Source organism: Methylobacterium sp. CB376 (genome assembly GCF_029714205.1).
Taxonomy (GTDB): domain Bacteria; phylum Pseudomonadota; class Alphaproteobacteria; order Rhizobiales; family Beijerinckiaceae; genus Methylobacterium.
On the sequence record NZ_CP121648.1, the window covers coordinates 1,586,559 to 1,602,093 of the forward strand.

The following is a 15,535-nucleotide window of genomic DNA, read 5'->3' on the forward strand; positions in this document are numbered from 1 at the left end:
CTCCTCAGCGGAATCGCCGCGCGCGATCCTGCCGTGACCGTCGCGTGCGGACCATCGTCGCCGCCGAATCGGTCGCGCGGCTCAGCGCGCCGGCTTGCCCAGCACCCGGAGGGGATCGGTGCGCTGCTGCGGCGAGGGCGCGGTGGTGAGCGCCGTGCCCTCCTCGCCCCGCCGGGTGCTGCCGGTGGTCGCGGGTCCGGCGCCGCCCTGGCCGGCGGTGGCGCCGTTCTCCGGCCCGTGCACCGGCACGTTGCCGCTGGCGAGTTCGAGGCAGGTCAGCATCTCGACGTAGCTCGGGAAGCCGCCGGCCCGCGATTGCTGCGAGCACTGGCGCTTCGCCGTGCCCGAGAAATCACCCCAGCGCTTGCGCAGGTCGTCCCCCGCGGCGCGCTCCGAGCGCAGGCAGCCGTCCGCCCCGGCATCGTTCGAGACGGAGGCGCGTCCCGGTGACTTGCAGGTGGCCTCGATGTTGAAGCGCGGCGGCCCGTCGGCCGCGGCGAGGAGGACGTGCGCGCCGAGAAGCGCGGCGGGCAGGGCGGCAGGCATGGGGCACTCCTCGGCTGGCGAGCTTTGCGGGAGAACGCGCCGGGATGCGATCGGTTCGACGGGCGGGCCCGTGCGAACCGAAGGAGCGGCGCGTCGACCGAAAGTTCACCATGATCCGAAATCCGACGGATTGCTTCGCAATACGGATTTCGGCTTCGCTCAAGCGCCGCGCGGGCTTGGCATACGACGACCGACGGATTGCTTCGCCATGCGGATTTCGGCCTCGCTCAAGCGCCGCGCGGGCTTATCTCACGCTCTCAGGACGTGATCGTCCGGAGAGCGTCTGATTCCCCGCCCGCCGGGCCGCGGCGGCTCAGGCCGCGCCGCGCAGGGCCGCGTCGAGATCCGCGAACAGGTCCTCGGGGTCCTCGATGCCGGTCGAGAGGCGCAGCAGGTCGGCGGGGCAGGGGGTCCCGGGCCCCTCCACCGAGGCGCGGTGCTCGATCAGGCTCTCGACCCCGCCGAGGGAGGTGGCGCGCTTCCACAGGGAGACGCGGGCGGCGGTGGCGATCGCCGCCGCCTCGCCGCCGGCGACGCGGATCGACAGCATCGTGCCGAAGCCGCCCTCCATCTGCCGCGCCGCGACCGCGTGGCCGGGATGATCGGCCAGGCCGGGATAGAGCACGGCATGGACCCGCGGGTGGGCCGTGAAGCGATCGGCCAGCGCGGCGGCGCCCCTCATCTGCGCGGCGATGCGCAGGTGCAGGGTGCGCAGGCCGCGCAGCAGCAGGAAGGCCTCGAAGGGGCCGAGGATGGCGCCCTGGCTCGCGCGGATGCCCTTGATCCGGCCCCAGAACGCGTCCTCCCGCGCCCCCGCCAGCACGCCCGCGATCACGTCCGAGTGGCCGTTCAGCACCTTGGTGGCCGAGTGCATGACCACGTCGGCCCCGAGCGCGAGCGGGCGGGTGACCACCGGCGAGGCGGCGGTGGAATCGACGGCCAGCCGCGCGCCGGCCGCGTGCGCGATCTCGGCCGCGGCCGCGATGTCGGTGATGGTCCAGAGCGGGTTCGAGGGCGTCTCGAGCCAGACCAGCTTCGTGCGGCCCGGCACCACCGCCGCCCGCAGGGCGTCGAGGTCGTCGGTGGCGACGAGGTCGACCTTGAGGCCCCAGCGGGTCGCCTCCTGCAGCAGCCAGCGGCGCAGGGCCCAGTACATCACGCTCGGCGCCACCACGTGGTCGCCGGGATCGAGCGCCCCGAACACCGCCGTCGCCGCCGCCATGCCGGAGCCGAACAGCAGCGCGCCCGCCGGCGCCTCCTCCAGCATGGCGAGGACGGCCTCGGCCTCGCGCACCGTGGCATTGTCCGGCCGGCCGTAGCAGTAGCCGGAACTGTACTGGTTGTCGGGGTCGCGCAGATAGGTCGAGGTGAGGTGGATGGGCGGCACCACCGCCTTGGTCACCGGATCGACGTGGCCCATCGCCTGAACGGCGAGGCTGCGCTTGGACCAGGGGGAGGGGGTTTCGCGGCTCATCTGCAACTCCTGCGGCACCGCTTCGCCCTTGCAGAACGGGGGCCCGAGCGCAAGTCAGGGCAGTCATCCCCTGGAACTGCCATGACGCTCGCCGCCACCCGCCTCGCCGTCCCGTCCCCCGCCCTGCGCCTCGCCCTCGCCGTGCTGCCGGTGCTCGCCACGGCGCTCACCGGCCCGCTCTTCACCACGCCCAACATCCCGACCTGGTACGCGGGCCTCGCCAAGCCGGGTTTCACGCCGCCGAACTGGATGTTCCCGGTCGCGTGGTCGATGCTCTACGCGATGATCGCGCTCGCCTGCTGGCGCGTCCTCGGCACGGCCCCGGCGAGCGCGGACCTGCGCCGGGGCCGGAGCGTGGCGCTCGCCGCCTACGCGGTCCAGCTCGCCCTCAACGCGATCTGGACGCCGGTCTTCTTCGCCGCCCATTCCCTGCTCGGCGGGCTGGTGGTGATCGTCGCGCTCCTCGTGATGATCCTCTGGACGATCCGGCTGTTCTGGCCCCTCGACCGCGCCGCGGCCCTGCTGCTGGTGCCCTATGCGGGCTGGGTCGCCTACGCGACCGCCGTGAACGCGGCGGTGTGGCGGATGAACTGATCGGCCGGCGCCTCGGCCGGCCCCGCGGGTCTCGCCCCGCCCCGCCGGGGGGACCGGAACCGGCCGGGTGCGGCGGGTCCCCGCGCAAACTGTCACATCCCGGCCGCAGAATGGGCCGGGCCCGCCCGTTCCCGGCGGGCCGGACGGAGACGCGCGATGGAAGACGATCTGAAGGCCGCCCGGGTCGAGGCCGTGCGCGAGGAGGTGGCGGACAGCCTCGACGAGGAGATGGAACTCGAACTCGACGAGGCGTTCCTCGAACGCGTCGCCGACGGCGTCGAGCCCCCGAACCGCGCCCCGACCCTGCCGCGGGCGGTGTATTTCCGCGAATTGCTGCGCCTGCAGCAGGAACTGGTGCGGCTGCAGGATTACGTGCAGGTCCACAGGAAGCGGGTCGTGGTGCTCTTCGAGGGGCGCGACGCGGCCGGCAAGGGCGGGGTGATCAAGCGCATCACCCAGCGGCTGAACCCGCGCGTCTGCCGCATCGCCGCGCTGCCGGCCCCGAGCGAGCGCGAGCGCACGCAATGGTACTTCCAGCGCTACGTCGCCCACCTGCCGGCCGGCGGCGAGATCGTGCTGTTCGACCGCTCCTGGTACAACCGCGCCGGCGTCGAGCGCGTGATGGGCTTCTGCACCGACGACGAGTACGAGGAGTTCTTCCGCTCGGTGCCGGAATTCGAGCGGATGCTGGTGCGCTCGGGCATCATCCTGGTGAAGTACTGGTTCTCGATCACCGACGAGGAGCAGGAATTCCGCTTCCGGATGCGGATCAACGACCCGCTCAAGCAGTGGAAGCTGAGCCCGATGGACGTGCAGTCGCGGGCCCGCTGGGAACTCTACACGAGGGCCAAGGAGACGATGCTGGAGCGCACCCACATCCCCGAAGCGCCCTGGTGGGTGGTCGAGGCGGTCGACAAGAAGCGGGCGCGCCTCAACTGCATCGCTCACCTCCTGGAGCAGGTGCCCTACGGCGCCGTCGAGCGCCCCCCCGTGGACCTGCCCGAGCGGGTGCGCCACCCGGATTACGAGCGCCACCCGGTTCCCGCCGAGATGCACGTCCCGGCCCGCTACTGAGCGGGTGCCCGCTCCTCGCAGCCCCGGCGAGCCAGCGCCGCCGCGGAGGCGGCGCCGATCCCCGGCGAGGCGCCGGTGACGAGCGCCGTGCCGCGCTGCGACTCCATCGGCTCCTCCTCATGCGCCGGAGAGCCTGACGTTGGAGAGCGGCAGCGCGCGGACGCGCTGGCCGGTGAGCGCCGCCACCGCGTTGGCGACCGCGGGCGGCACGCCGGGCAGGCCCGGCTCGCCGACCCCACCCATCGGGGCGCCGCTCTCGACGATGCGCACGTGGACCGCCGGCATGTGCTCGCGCCGCAGGATCGGATAGGCGTCGAAGTTGCGCGCCTGCCGCTGCCCGTCCCGATAGAGCATCTGCTCGACGAGCGTCGCCGAGAGGCCGAGCGCCGCGGCCGATTCGACCTGGGCCTTCACGATCGCCGGGTTGACCACGCTGCCCGGGTCGAACGCGATCCAGAGCGTGTGCACCCGCGCCTCGCCGCCCTCGACCGAGACTTCCGCCACGGTCGCGGTCTCGGAGCCGAAGGGCGAGGCCATGGCGAGGCCGCGGGCGCGCCGCCCGCCCTCGGCCTCGTAGGGGCCCCGCTTCCAGCCGCCGGAGAGGTCCGCGACCTCCTCCAGCAGCCGCCGGTGGCGCGGGCTGCCCGCCACCAGCGCCATCCGCAGGGCGAAGGGGTCCTGCCCGCCCGCCTGCGCGATCTCGTCGAGGAAGCTCTCGTAGAAATAGTCGTTCATCGAGTGCCCGACCGAGCGCCAGAACGCGATCGTGACCGGGTGCGCCCGCTTCACGAAGGTCATGCGGCGGTTCGGGATGGCGTAGGGCTTCCGGACCAGCCCCTCGACGGCGGAAGGGTCGACCGGCCCCTGGACCATCGCCCCGAACCAGCGGCCGATCGGCCCCTCGCCGACCGTGCGCACCTCGAGCGCGATCGGCCGGCCCGCCGCGTCGAGGGCGGCGCGGAAGCGGCTCGCCGAGAGGGGCCGCAGGGCGTCGCTGCCGAACTCCTCCTCCCGCGACCACAGCACCCGCACGGGCCGGCCCGTCGCCCTGGCGAGCAGGATCGCCTGCGGGTAGGGGTTCGCCGGCCCATAGGCGAAGTGGCGCCCGAAGAAGCCGCCGAGCATCGGCGAGTGGATGCGCACCCTGTCCGGGGCGAGGCCCGCCGCCTGCGCGGAGAGGGCCTGGAACAGCTCCGGCATCTGGTTGGGCGTCCAGACGTCGAGCGTGCCGTCCGGGTTGAAGCGGGCGATGGCGGAGGGCGGCTCCAGCTGGGCGTGGGCGAGGTAGGGCGCCTCGTAGGCGGCCTCGATCACCCTGGCGGCGCTCGCGAAGGCGCCGCCCGCGTCGCCCTCCGCCTCCGCCACCTGCGCCTCCCCCACCTGAGCCTCTCCGGGCGCGTCCGCGAGCGCGGCCCGCATCGCCTCCGACGAGAAGGTCGCCGAGACGGTCGCGATGCCCTCCGGCTCGGGCGCCGACCAGCGCACGCGGAGCGCCTCCACGGCCTTGCGGGCGCGCCACCAGCTGTCCGCCGCCACCGCGACGGCGCCGGGGAGTCGGTGGACCGAGTGGACGCCCGGCATCCGCCGGACCTCGTCCTCGTTGGCGAGGGACAGGGGCTCGGTGCCGAGATGCGGCGCGTGCTGGACCGCCGCGTGGAGCATCCCCTCGACCGTCTGGTCGATCGCGTAGACCGCCCGGCCCGTCGCCTTGTCCCGCACGTCGAGGCGGGGCACCGGCCGGCGGATGTAGCGGAACGAGGCCGGGTCGCGCAGGGGCACGCCGTCGCGGGGCTTGAGGGCGAGCGCCTCCCCGGCGAGGTCGCCGTACGGGAGGGTGCGGCCGGAGGCGGGGTGCACCACGGCGCCGTCGCGGGTGGCGAGGCTTCCCGCCTCCACCTTGAGCCGGGCGGCGGCGGCGCGGATCAGCATGTCGCGGGCGGTGGCGCCGAGCTGGCGCATCAGCGCGTAGCTGGAGCGGGTGGAGAAGCTGCCGCCGGTCATCCGCAGGCCGTTGACCACGGCGTAGTCCGGGCCGGGCGGGGCGCACTCGACCAGGAAGCGGGCGGGATCGACGTCGAGTTCCTCGCCGACGATCTGGGCCATGCCGGTGGCGATGCCCTGGCCGCCCTCCACGAAGGGGCTGAGCAGGCGGACGCGCCCGTCCGGGCGGATCTCCAGGAAGGCCGGAACGCGGGTGCCGGGCTGGGGCGCGATGGCGCCGGCGCCCTCGGCCGGGCCCTGCGCCTCGGCGCGGCCCCGGGCCGGGAGCGCGATGCCGAGCACCAGCGCGCCCGCGGCGCGGCCGAGGAAGCGGCGGCGGGAGAGGTTGGCGACGCCCTCCGGCGCGACGGCCGGCAGGGAGGGGAGGGGGGACCGCGCGGGCCGCGTCATCGCCACCTCCCTCAGGCCGCGGCCTGCCGCACGGCGGCGGCGATGCGGTTGTAGGTGCCGCAGCGGCACAGGTTGGTCATCGCGGCGGCGATGTCCTCGTCGGTGGGCTTCGGGTTCTGCGTGAGGAGGGCGGTGGCCGCCATGACCTGCCCGGACTGGCAGTAGCCGCATTGCGGCACCTGCTCGGCCACCCAGGCCTCCACGACCCTGCGGCCGACCGGATCCTGCTCGATCGCCTCGATGGTCCGGACGCGGGCGGCGCCGACGCTCTCGATCGGCACCTGGCAGGAGCGCGTGGCCTGCCCGTCGATCAGCACCGTGCAGGCGCCGCACTGGGCGATGCCGCAGCCGTACTTCGTGCCCGTCATGCCGAGCGTGTCGCGCAGGACGAAGAGGAGCGGGGTGTCGGGCTCGACCTCGACCTGATGGTCGCGGCCGTTGATCGTGAGGTGGAACATCGCGGGTCCTCGGGGGGCGGACGCTGAGCCAGGACCCTATGACCGCCATGCTTCCCGAGAAATGTCGTAAATCCGACTTTTTCGGACATCGGCTCCGCGCGATCGATCAGGTCTCGCCCGCAAAGCGGCGCAGGGCGTTGCGCGATTGCTGATCGATCTGGGACGGGGGCATCACGGAGGCAGCGGGGGCCATCACCTCCGGCCGCACGGGCCGCACCGCGAGGCGGGACCGAGCCGGGCCGGTCGGTCGCGGATGGCGCGCGTCCCGGATTCCGCCCCGGCCACGCGGATCCCCGCTCAGCGATCGACCCAGCGCCGCACCGCGTAGGGGAAGCAGCGCCCGTGCACGTCGGTCAGGTCGCCGTCCGAGCCGGCGCACCACACCACCTCGTCGGCGGCGGCCGGGAAGGCGGTCAGCGTCAGGCCCCGCACCACCCGCACCTCGCCCGGATCGATCTCGGCGCAGCCGACGCAGGCCTCCTCCTCGATCACCCGGTCGATGTCGGCCCCGTCGGGCAGGCAGGCGTAGAGCACGTCGGCGAAGGCGAGCGTGTAGGTGCGCATGAATCCCCTCCCGTCATCGATGCGGTGAGGGGCAGGAACGCCCCGAGGTGCCGGCCGGTTGCGGATTCAGCCGAACGTCTCCGGGTCGGGGCCGATGCGCCCGTCCGCCGCGTCGAGCGCGGCGATCGCCGCCTGGTCCTCGGGATCGAGCGCGAAGCCGAAGATGTCGGCATTCTCGCGGATGCGCGCCGGCGTCTCCGATTTCGGGATGACCGCGCTGCCGCTCTCGATGTGCCAGCGCAGGATCACCTGGGCGGGGGTGCGCCCGTGCTTCTCGGCGATGCCCCGGATCACCGGATCCGCCAGGGCCGCGCCCCGGCCGAGCGGGCTCCAGGCCTGCGTGACGATCCCGGCCCGCGCGTGGAAGTCCCGCAGCGCCCGCTGCTGGAAGCGCGGATGCAGCTCGATCTGGTTGACCGAGGGCGTCGAGCCGGTCTCGTCGATGACCCGCTTCAGCTGCGCGACCGTGAAGTTCGACACGCCGATCGAGCGCGCCCGTCCGTCCTCGCGCAGGCGCATCATCGCCCGCCAGGTCTGCACGTAGAGGTCGCGCTGCGGCAGCGGCCAGTGCACGAGGTAGAGGTCGACGTGGTCGAGGCCGAGCCGCTCCAGGGAGGCGTCGCAGGCCCGCAGCACCTCGTCGCTGCCGTGGGAATCGTTCCAGAGCTTCGTGGTGACGAAGATCTCCTCGCGCGCGAGGCCCGAGGCCGCGATGGCCCGGCCGACCCCGGCCTCGTTGCCGTAGACCGCCGCCGTGTCGATCGCCCGGTAGCCGGCCTCGAGGGCGAGGCCGACGATCTCGGGCGCCTTCTCGTCGGCGAGCTTCCAGACGCCGAAGCCGAGCTGCGGCACGCGCTTCCCGTCGTTGAGCGTCAGGGTCGGCTGCGTCATGGAAGGCTCCTCCGCGGGGGCGGTGCCGGGGCGGCACCCTCCTCGAAGTGGAGCCCGCGCGCCGTCTGTCGAGGCGGCGCCTACTTCGCGAGCGGGCAGCCGCCCTCGCTCATGGGCCGGAAGGCCTTGTCGCCCGGCACCGTCGCGAGGAGCTTGTAGTAGTCGTACGGCCCCTTCGACTCGGCGGGGGTCTTGACCTCGAACAGGAAGAGGTCGTGGACCGCCCGCCCGTCCTGCCGGATCGTGACCGGGCCGAAGAGCGGGTCGTCGATCGGCGTCTCGCGCAGGGCCGCCAGCACCTTCTCGCCCTCGACGGTGGCGGCGGCGCGCACGCCGCGCAGGTAGGCCAGCGTCGCCGAGTAGACCCCGGCGTGGTTCTCGGTCGGCATGCGGCCGTTCATGCGCTCGGCGAAGCGCTTGGCGAAGGCGCGGGTGCCGTCCGTGCGGTCCCAGTAGAAGGCGCTGGCGAATTGCAGGCCCTGGGCCGCCTTGAGGCCGAGCGCGTGGACGTCCGAGATCTGGATGAACAGGGCCGCAACCCGCATGTCGGGCATCAGGCCGAATTCCGCCGCCTGCTTGACCACGTTGATCATGTCGGCGCCGGTATTGGCGAGCGCCAGCACCTGTGCGCCCGAGCCCTGGGCGGCCAGCAGCGGCGAGGCGAAGTCGCCGGCATTGAGCGGGTGCTTGGTCGAGCCCTTGACGCTGCCGCCCATGCCCTTGAGGGCCGCCGTGGCGTCGCGCTCCAGCGCTTGGCCGAGGGCGTAATCGACCGTGAGGAAGTACCAGGACTTGAAGCCGCGCTCGGCGATGGCGCGCGCGGTGGCGGAGCCCTGCGCCCAGGTGTCGGAGACCCACTGCACGGTGGTCGGCGCGCAGGCCTTGCCGGTGAGGTCGGAGGTCATCGCGCTCGACGCCAGGGCGACGCGGTGGCGCTCGCGCATCAGGTTGGCGACGGCGAGCGCCACGGCGGAGTTCGGCAGGTCGACGATGGTCGAGACGCTCTCCTGGTCGAGCCACTTGCGGGCGATGGCAAGGCCGATATCGGGCTTGTTCTGGTGGTCGGCCGAGACGACCTCGACCCTGATGTCGGGGGTCTCCTTGGCGAAATCCTCGGCCGCGAGCTGGGCGGCGACGACCGAGCCGGTGCCGGCCTGATCCGCGAAGGGGCCGCTCATGTCGCTGAGCACGCCGACCTTCACGGGGGGAACCGCCTCCTGCGCGGCGGCCGAGACGGAGAGCAGGGCTGCGAAACCGGCCGCGAGGACCTGGCGCAACGAACGGGGCGACATCGCGAAACTCCAGAGGCGGAACCGCGCGGGGCGGTGGTGCACCGTATGTCAGGATGGCGGGGCCGAGTCGATGGATGCGCGCGGTCGCGCGCCGATCCGGCCACCCCGCGCCGGGCCCGCGCGCCGGGGCGGCCCGCCGGCGCCGCTACGGGCTCCCTCTCCGGGTCGGCTCGGCGTTCGGCACCTTCGCCGGCTCGTCCGCGGCGCGTGGCTTCAGCCGGTCGACCAGTTCCCGCACCCTGAAATCCCCGACAGGCTGCAGAGCGGCGATGATCTCATTGAAATTTCCGCGAAGATTGTGCTTCGCGACAAGGTTCTTCGGGAGGTCGTTGCTGGCGATCAGGCCCTGCAAGGTCAGAAGCGATTTCTCGAGCGCGCCCACCACCGCACCGAAATCCTGCTGTGCCGGCGCGGCTTCCGTGCGGGAATCCGGCAGGTCCTGGCGGTCGCGCGGCGCGTCGGGAGGACCGAATTGCCGGGCGGCCGGATCCGCGCTCGATCGCAGGGGAGGGCTCCCCGAGGCCGGCCGGCCGGGGGAGGAGGTGAGGGCCGGCGGAGGCGACGACGCGATCCCCCACCACGACACGGCGCCCAGGCCGATCGCGCTCGCGCCCGCGAGGGCGAGCAGGCCGGCCTGATTGCGCCGGGTGGCGAGCCGCAGCGCGGCGTCGAGCGCGTCGATCCGCCTCTCCACGGCGCCGAACTGACGCTGCCAGGCCTGCTGCACCTCCGCGAGGCCGCTCGGCGCACGCCCGGCCTCCGCGCGCGGCGAGGGCAGGGCCTGCGGCGGGGGCAGCCTGGCGAGGTCCGGCGACGGGGCGGACGGGCTTCGCCAGCCGGACCAGATCGAGCCGCGCTCGCGCTCCTCGCCGGCGGCCCCGCGGGCGCGCGCGTCGAGGCGCGGTCCCGGTGCCCGGACGCCGCGCATGGCGGCGGCGTCGCGCGCGATCAGGACCTTGGCGTAGGGCTCGAAGAGGCCGTCCCGCTGGGCCCGCGTCAGCGCGTCGGGCAGCGCCGCGGAATCCGCCTCCCGCGAGAGGTCGATGACGGCGGGCGTGCCCAGGAGGGTGAAGGAGAGCCCCTGCCGTGGCCGGTTGCTCCGCTGCGCCCGCTCGGCGTCGTGGAGCTTGGAGACGTCGCCCTCGAGATCCTCCAGGCGCAACGCGCCCGTGTCCCTGATCAGCCCCGAGGACAGCAGGGACTCGATCCTGCCGATGATCGCTTCCAGCAGCGCGACCGCCTCGCCGCCGTCCAGGTGCGTCCCGAACAGCCAGAGGCCGCAGCCGAAATACCCGCCGGAACGCCCGACGACGCCCTGCGGCAGCGGCTTGTAGCAACCGATCCAGGTGGCCTCGATCTCCGGGTTGCGCCGGGCGACGACATAGTACCCGGCCGTGTCGTGACGCATGATCGCGTCGTCGTTCGACAGGACCATGATCGCCTGAAGCGCGTCGACGTGGTGGCTGACCTCACCTTTCACGTCGATGTAATGCGCCGAGAAGCCCCCGATCGTGTCGAACACCGCCACGGCAGCCAGCATGTCAGCGCTCTCGGAACAGCTTCGAGAAGACCGAGAGGATCATCACCCTCGTCAGCGTCTCGTAGGGCCCGGCCTCCTCGACCGGGCTCGGGACGACGTCCGCGTACAGGATCTCCCGCGCGCCGCCGCCATGCGGCAGAGCGGCCGTCGCGTTGCCGTAGAGCCAGTTCCACAGCGTCCGATTGAATCTCCTGAACACCGGCGCGTAGATCGGACTGTGGGTGATGCGCCGATCCGGCTGCACCCAGGCCGCGCTGTACGGCATCAGCGCCTTGGAATGCGCGGGAAACCCGGTCATCGCGGCGAATTTCGGCCAAGCGACCCGCCATCTCGCGATCCTGTCGAGCACGGTCGACGCCGTCGCGTCCGAGAAGCCGCTGCCGTTCACGCCCGGAGGGCAGCACGCGTCCCACTTCGAGATCAGGAGGAGCAGGTTGTCGCGGTTCTTGTTGCCCCGCAGCCGGTCGACCTGATGCATGGCGTTGCTCAGGCACTCGTGCGAGCTCGCGGCCGATTCCCCATCCGGCCCCGCGACCGTCGGAGCGACGAAGATGAGCGACATGCCGAGTTCGTAGTGCTGCAGGATCTCCTTGAGGAGGTTCCTGAATGGCAGGAAGGGCGGCATCCGCGAGGCGTCGGCGGCCTGGCCGGCCGCCGGTTTCTGCTGCTCGAACCATTCTCCCATGCCCTCCAGGAAGGCGAACTTCACAGTTCGTCTTTCGTGAACGATGTTGACCGGGATGAAGTACGGCGTTTCTCTCTGCGTCCGCGGCGCCGCGTAGCCTCGCCCGAAGGCCGCCACCTGGTTCTCGAAGAAGGCGCGCGCCGCCTCCTCGATGGGCGCGAAGTACCCGTGCCGACGCGGCCAGATCGGCGCCCTGAGCTGGACATCGACGACGGCGTCATCTGACGATTTGATATAGTCGATCAGCGAGAGAAGCATCATGGTTTTCCCGGATGAATTCGTACCGAAAATCATGACCGGGTGAATGTCGTTGTTTCTCAGATGACTCATGATCTCGCGAGCCAGCAGAGGCGACTCGAAATCCGCGTGCTCGATGTCGTCGTCGTCGAAAGCCTGATCGCTGGAGAAATTGTGCCCGTTCGCATCGTTCATAATGCTGAGCCCCACTTTCCTTGACGTCTCGCCTTCCGGGACGAGGGCCGGCTCCGGTCGTCGCCTCAGCCCAACTCGATGGGAGACCAGATGTAGGTGACGCCGCTTTCCCGGAGCGTGCGGTCCCTGTTCAGGCGCCGCCGCCTCGCCTCGCGCTCCCGATCCACCCGCACCGCGTTGACGACCAGGAACACCGCCAGGAAATCGATCGCGAATGGAACCATGATGTAGATGTAAGTCGTCGGCCTGTTCGATCGTTCGATCAAAACGTTAACGAGCTGCACCAGGGAGGTGACGGACTCGTAGGCATTGTTTGCGAGATAGCTTTTCAACTTGAATTTCTCAAGATTTGAAAAACCCGACAATTTGTTGTAAAGCTTGATGTACTCGGCATTCGCCTGAGTGATGGTCGGGACGATCGCTTCGAAGAGAGTTTGGTCAAAAAGGAAATTGTTAACGCCAATCAGCGCTTTCTCCTTCTCGTTGAGCCGCGCGACCTCCTGGTCGACGGTCAGCCTGATCTCGCGGCTCAGGGATGCCCTCTCGGCCATCTGTCGCGAGGGCTGCGCGAGGTACTCGCCGAGGGCCTTGTCGATCATGCTGCCGTAGGCCCTCGCCACCGCCTCGACCGTCGCGCGATCCTTGCAGTCGAGACCCCGTCCGGTTCCGGTGAGGATCTCGACGCCGGGCAGGACGGCCTTGATCCCGTCGATGGCCCTGCGCGCGCCCGGCCCGATCCCGCACGCGACGGGGTTCCTGATCTCGGTGTCGAGGTTCTTCGCGAGGCTTCTCACCCGCGAGGCGAGGGCGTCGACCTCGGGGCGTGCCAGGATCGTCGCCGATTCCGCCTGGATCCGAAGCAGGGCCTCCCGCGTGGTCGCGATGCTCTCGCGCAGGATCGTCGGCCCTTCCAGCAGGAGCATGCAGGCGGCCAACACCCCGTACCCGCTCGTGAGGACGAGGATCAGGAGGGACCCGCCCTTCAGGAGCCGTCGCCGCCACGGGCTCGCCCCGGAGACCTCGACCAGGGCGCGCCCCGCGATCACCAAGAAGCCGTAGATCAGCAACGCGACGACGGCGACGATCCCTCTGATCTGCCAGACCCCCCAATCCGGGTAGGAGGTTTTGAAGCTGAAATAATAGCCCTGACCAACATAAAACATGAATGCGACGATCAACGGCGGAAACAAGAAATAGATCACTATCTTCCAAAAATGGAAAAATGGCGACATTGCTATCTCCGCAGATTCGAAGGCAGCATACATGTTAATGGAACCTTAACAAGTGATTTCTTGAAGAATTTTCGACGACATCAATCGGACGACGCCTCGGCGCGCCACATCATCTCGTGCGTATTTGATGAACTTCGGTTCGAGCAATCATGGCCACCCGCGGCCGCATCGATCATGCCGCAGAGACATCGACAGGATGTCGACGGCCCACTTATGCTGAAGGATTTCTAAGTTGAGCGTCGCTTCCGGCCCGGGCGCAGGCCGGTCCTCGTGGTTTTGCGGCATTGTCCGCCGCGCTCATCCGCATGTTTCCGCGAGGGCGCCGCGAAGCCCTCGCGCCCGCGGGCTTCCTTCCGCGGGAGGGAAGCCGTTCGGACCGCCCGGATTCAGCCCGCCCCCGCGCCGGGCCGCATCCGGCGCATCGTCAGGGGCGGGGCGCCCCGTCCGACATCCGGCCGATCATCCGGCGCCCGGGCCGCGCGCCGGGAGACCGGATCATACCAAATCCGCTTGATCCCTTCGGGATGGCGGATTTGGGCTTCGCTCAGGCGCCGCGCAGGCTCGCGATCCAGGATCCGCTTCGATCAAGCGGATCCCGTCTCACTCCTTCGGCTCGAAGCTCAGCGCGGCGCCGTTCATGCAGAAGCGCAGGCCGGTCGGGGCCGGGCCGTCCTCGAAGACGTGGCCGAGATGGCCCTTGCAGCGCTGGCAATGCACCTCGGTGCGGGTCATGAAGAAGGAGCGGTCGACCTGCGTCTCCACCGCGCCCTCGATCGGCGCGAAGAAGCTCGGCCAGCCGGAGCCCGATTCGTACTTGGTGTCGCTCTCGAAGAGCGGCTGGCCGCAGCCGGCGCACTGGAAGGTGCCGGCCCGCTTCTCGTGGTTGAGGGGACTGGTGCCCGCCCGCTCGGTGCCGTGGCCGCGCATCACCCGGTACTGCTCCGGCGTCAGGCGCTGGCGCCACTCCTCCTCGCTGAGAGCCGCCTCGTCGCGCACCCCGTCGACCACGCCCATCGGTTCCTCCCTCGGCCGTCCCGTCATCCGGCCCCTAGATAGGGGCCGGCGCGGGGCGCGGGGAGGGCGTCACGCCGGCGCGCCCACCGTGTCGGCCATGCGGGCGCGGCGGGTGCCGAGCGGGGCGGGCGCGCCCTCGGTCGTGTCGCGGATCGTCTGGTGCTCCAGTTCGGCGTTGATCTCGCCGCCGAGCAGCACGATCGTCGCCGAGATCCAGATCCAGGTCATGAAGCCGACGGCGGCCCCGAGCGACCCGTACGTCTCGTTGTAGCTGCCGAAATGGGCGACGTACCAGGAGAAGGCGATCGAGCCGATGATCCAGACCACTCCGGCGATCAGGCTGCCGGGCGTCACCCAGCGCCATTGCGGCTTGTCCCGGCTCGGGCCGTAGCGGTAGAGCACCGCCAGCGCCAGGAGCAGCACCGCGAGCAGGATCGGCCAGCGCAGCAGCGCGATGTACCACGCCTTCGGGCTGATCGAGATGCCGAACGTCCCCACGAAGTTCAGGATCACCGGCAGCACCACGATCCCGGTCAGGGCGAACACCACGAAGAGCAGGCCGCCCAGGGTGAAGGCCAGCGATTGCAGGTTCAGCCGGATGAAGCTGCGCTTCTCCTCCTCCTCGTAGACGATGTTGAGCGCGTCGAAGATCGCCTTGACGCCCGCATTCGCGCTCCAGAGCGAGATCGCGAGGCTGGTGAAGAAGGTGAGTCCGAGGGTAGTGCCGCCCTTGGCGGTGATGCGCTTGACCTGGTCGCCGATGATGTCGAGGGCCCCCGAGGGCAGCACGCCCTGCAGCAGCGACAGGTGGTCGTTGATCGTCGCCGGATCGGTGAACAGGCCGTAGAGGGAGACCAGCGCCGCGATGGCCGGGAATATCGCCAGCAGCGTGTAGAAGGTCACGCCCGCCGCGACCGACAGCACCCGGTCCTTCTGGAATTCGACGTAGACCCGGTAGAGAATGTCCTTCCAGCCCTTGGCCGGGATCTCGGTCGGGGTCTCGGCGTGGCGGCCGCGATCCGGCTCGGTGTCGGCCACCCGCTGGGCGGGGCGGCCCGAATAGGATTTCGCGCCCGGGCCGAGATGCCGGGTCGGGTCGGAGGGCTCGGCGATGTCGGGCGCGCGCCGGGCCGTCACGAGGCGCACCAGCGCGAGGCCGAGGAAGACGGTCCAGAGGGTCGAGGTCACGCCGCCGGGCGAGGCGGGACCGGGTTCGGGATTCGGCGTCATCGGGCGACCGTTCGCGAGCAGAAACCCGCCGGGGCGGGCAGTTCCGTCACAACGTGACGCCGCGGCCGGGTGTTCCGCCACGCCTCGGGGTGAGCTTGGATCATCGCGCGCTCTACGC

General features: G+C 71.0%; 14 protein-coding genes. 2 read left to right on the top strand and 12 right to left on the bottom strand.

Going from position 1 to position 15,535, the window contains the following annotated elements; translation table 11 throughout:
* Positions 1-81: 81 nt before the first annotated feature.
* Complete coding sequence (locus QA634_RS07170; protein WP_012331346.1) at positions 82-546, bottom strand: hypothetical protein; 465 nt, start codon at positions 544-546, stop codon at positions 82-84.
* A 313-nt stretch (positions 547-859) separates the two neighbouring features.
* The gene (locus QA634_RS07175) at positions 860-2,020 is read right to left on the bottom strand and encodes a trans-sulfuration enzyme family protein (protein WP_012331347.1); all 1,161 of its coding nucleotides are present in this window, start codon (positions 2,018-2,020) and stop codon (positions 860-862) included.
* Between the two features lie 81 nt (positions 2,021-2,101).
* On the opposite strand from QA634_RS07175, the gene QA634_RS07180 reads away from it, so the two are divergent.
* Positions 2,102-2,614, top strand: coding sequence for a TspO/MBR family protein (locus QA634_RS07180; RefSeq protein ID WP_012331348.1), 513 nt, complete (start codon positions 2,102-2,104; stop codon positions 2,612-2,614).
* 156 nt (positions 2,615-2,770) lie between these two features.
* A complete protein-coding gene (gene ppk2 / locus QA634_RS07185) occupies positions 2,771-3,688 on the top strand; it encodes a polyphosphate kinase 2 (RefSeq protein WP_012331349.1) in 918 nt (305 codons plus the stop codon).
* A 117-nt stretch (positions 3,689-3,805) separates the two neighbouring features.
* On the opposite strand, the gene QA634_RS07190 is transcribed toward ppk2, so the two are convergent.
* From QA634_RS07190 to QA634_RS07235, 10 genes are all read right to left on the bottom strand, one after another.
* Entirely contained in the window at positions 3,806-6,142 is a 2,337-nt protein-coding gene (locus QA634_RS07190) for a xanthine dehydrogenase family protein molybdopterin-binding subunit (RefSeq protein WP_415926912.1), read from the bottom strand.
* Complete coding sequence (locus tag QA634_RS07195) at positions 6,091-6,537, bottom strand: (2Fe-2S)-binding protein (protein ID WP_012331351.1); 447 nt, start codon at positions 6,535-6,537, stop codon at positions 6,091-6,093. Before QA634_RS07195 ends, QA634_RS07190 begins: the two co-directional genes overlap by 52 nt.
* A gap of 297 nt (positions 6,538-6,834) precedes the next feature.
* A complete protein-coding gene (locus tag QA634_RS07200) occupies positions 6,835-7,101 on the bottom strand; it encodes a hypothetical protein (protein ID WP_012331352.1) in 267 nt (88 codons plus the stop codon).
* Positions 7,102-7,167: 66 nt separating this feature from the next.
* Positions 7,168-7,992 carry an aldo/keto reductase gene (locus QA634_RS07205; protein ID WP_012331353.1) on the bottom strand — a complete coding sequence of 275 codons (825 nt, stop codon included), beginning with the start codon at positions 7,990-7,992 and terminating at the stop codon, positions 7,168-7,170.
* A gap of 80 nt (positions 7,993-8,072) precedes the next feature.
* Entirely contained in the window at positions 8,073-9,284 is a 1,212-nt protein-coding gene (locus QA634_RS07210; RefSeq protein WP_012331354.1) for an ABC transporter substrate-binding protein, read from the bottom strand.
* Positions 9,285-9,429: 145 nt separating this feature from the next.
* Positions 9,430-10,824, bottom strand: coding sequence for a hypothetical protein (locus tag QA634_RS07215; protein ID WP_012331355.1), 1,395 nt, complete (start codon positions 10,822-10,824; stop codon positions 9,430-9,432).
* A gap of 1 nt (position 10,825) precedes the next feature.
* On the bottom strand, positions 10,826-11,941 hold the full coding sequence (locus QA634_RS07220) for a hypothetical protein (RefSeq protein WP_012331356.1): 1,116 nt from the start codon (positions 11,939-11,941) through the stop codon (positions 10,826-10,828).
* Positions 11,942-12,006: 65 nt separating this feature from the next.
* Positions 12,007-13,206, bottom strand: coding sequence for a hypothetical protein (locus QA634_RS07225; protein WP_265576552.1), 1,200 nt, complete (start codon positions 13,204-13,206; stop codon positions 12,007-12,009).
* A gap of 567 nt (positions 13,207-13,773) precedes the next feature.
* A complete protein-coding gene (msrB, locus tag QA634_RS07230) occupies positions 13,774-14,187 on the bottom strand; it encodes a peptide-methionine (R)-S-oxide reductase MsrB (protein ID WP_012331358.1) in 414 nt (137 codons plus the stop codon).
* Between the two features lie 69 nt (positions 14,188-14,256).
* Positions 14,257-15,417, bottom strand: a complete 1,161-nt coding sequence (locus QA634_RS07235; protein ID WP_012331359.1) for a YihY/virulence factor BrkB family protein — start codon at positions 15,415-15,417, stop codon at positions 14,257-14,259.
* Positions 15,418-15,535: the final 118 nt, after the last annotated feature.

Excerpts from the sequence above, each read along its gene's own strand:
- QA634_RS07170 (WP_012331346.1), bottom strand. The coding sequence starts at position 546 with ATGCCTGCCGCCCTGCCCGCCGCGCTTCTCGGCGCGCACGTCCTCCTC.
- QA634_RS07175 (WP_012331347.1), bottom strand. The coding sequence starts at position 2,020 with ATGAGCCGCGAAACCCCCTCCCCCTGGTCCAAGCGCAGCCTCGCCGTT.
- QA634_RS07180 (WP_012331348.1), top strand. The coding sequence starts at position 2,102 with ATGACGCTCGCCGCCACCCGCCTCGCCGTCCCGTCCCCCGCCCTGCGC.
- ppk2 (WP_012331349.1), top strand. The coding sequence starts at position 2,771 with ATGGAAGACGATCTGAAGGCCGCCCGGGTCGAGGCCGTGCGCGAGGAG.
- QA634_RS07195 (WP_012331351.1), bottom strand. The coding sequence starts at position 6,537 with ATGTTCCACCTCACGATCAACGGCCGCGACCATCAGGTCGAGGTCGAG.
- QA634_RS07200 (WP_012331352.1), bottom strand. The coding sequence starts at position 7,101 with ATGCGCACCTACACGCTCGCCTTCGCCGACGTGCTCTACGCCTGCCTG.
- QA634_RS07205 (WP_012331353.1), bottom strand. The coding sequence starts at position 7,992 with ATGACGCAGCCGACCCTGACGCTCAACGACGGGAAGCGCGTGCCGCAG.
- QA634_RS07210 (WP_012331354.1), bottom strand. The coding sequence starts at position 9,284 with ATGTCGCCCCGTTCGTTGCGCCAGGTCCTCGCGGCCGGTTTCGCAGCC.
- QA634_RS07215 (WP_012331355.1), bottom strand. The coding sequence starts at position 10,824 with ATGCTGGCTGCCGTGGCGGTGTTCGACACGATCGGGGGCTTCTCGGCG.
- QA634_RS07220 (WP_012331356.1), bottom strand. The coding sequence starts at position 11,941 with ATGAACGATGCGAACGGGCACAATTTCTCCAGCGATCAGGCTTTCGAC.
- QA634_RS07225 (WP_265576552.1), bottom strand. The coding sequence starts at position 13,206 with ATGTATGCTGCCTTCGAATCTGCGGAGATAGCAATGTCGCCATTTTTC.
- msrB (WP_012331358.1), bottom strand. The coding sequence starts at position 14,187 with ATGGGCGTGGTCGACGGGGTGCGCGACGAGGCGGCTCTCAGCGAGGAG.
- QA634_RS07235 (WP_012331359.1), bottom strand. The coding sequence starts at position 15,417 with ATGACGCCGAATCCCGAACCCGGTCCCGCCTCGCCCGGCGGCGTGACC.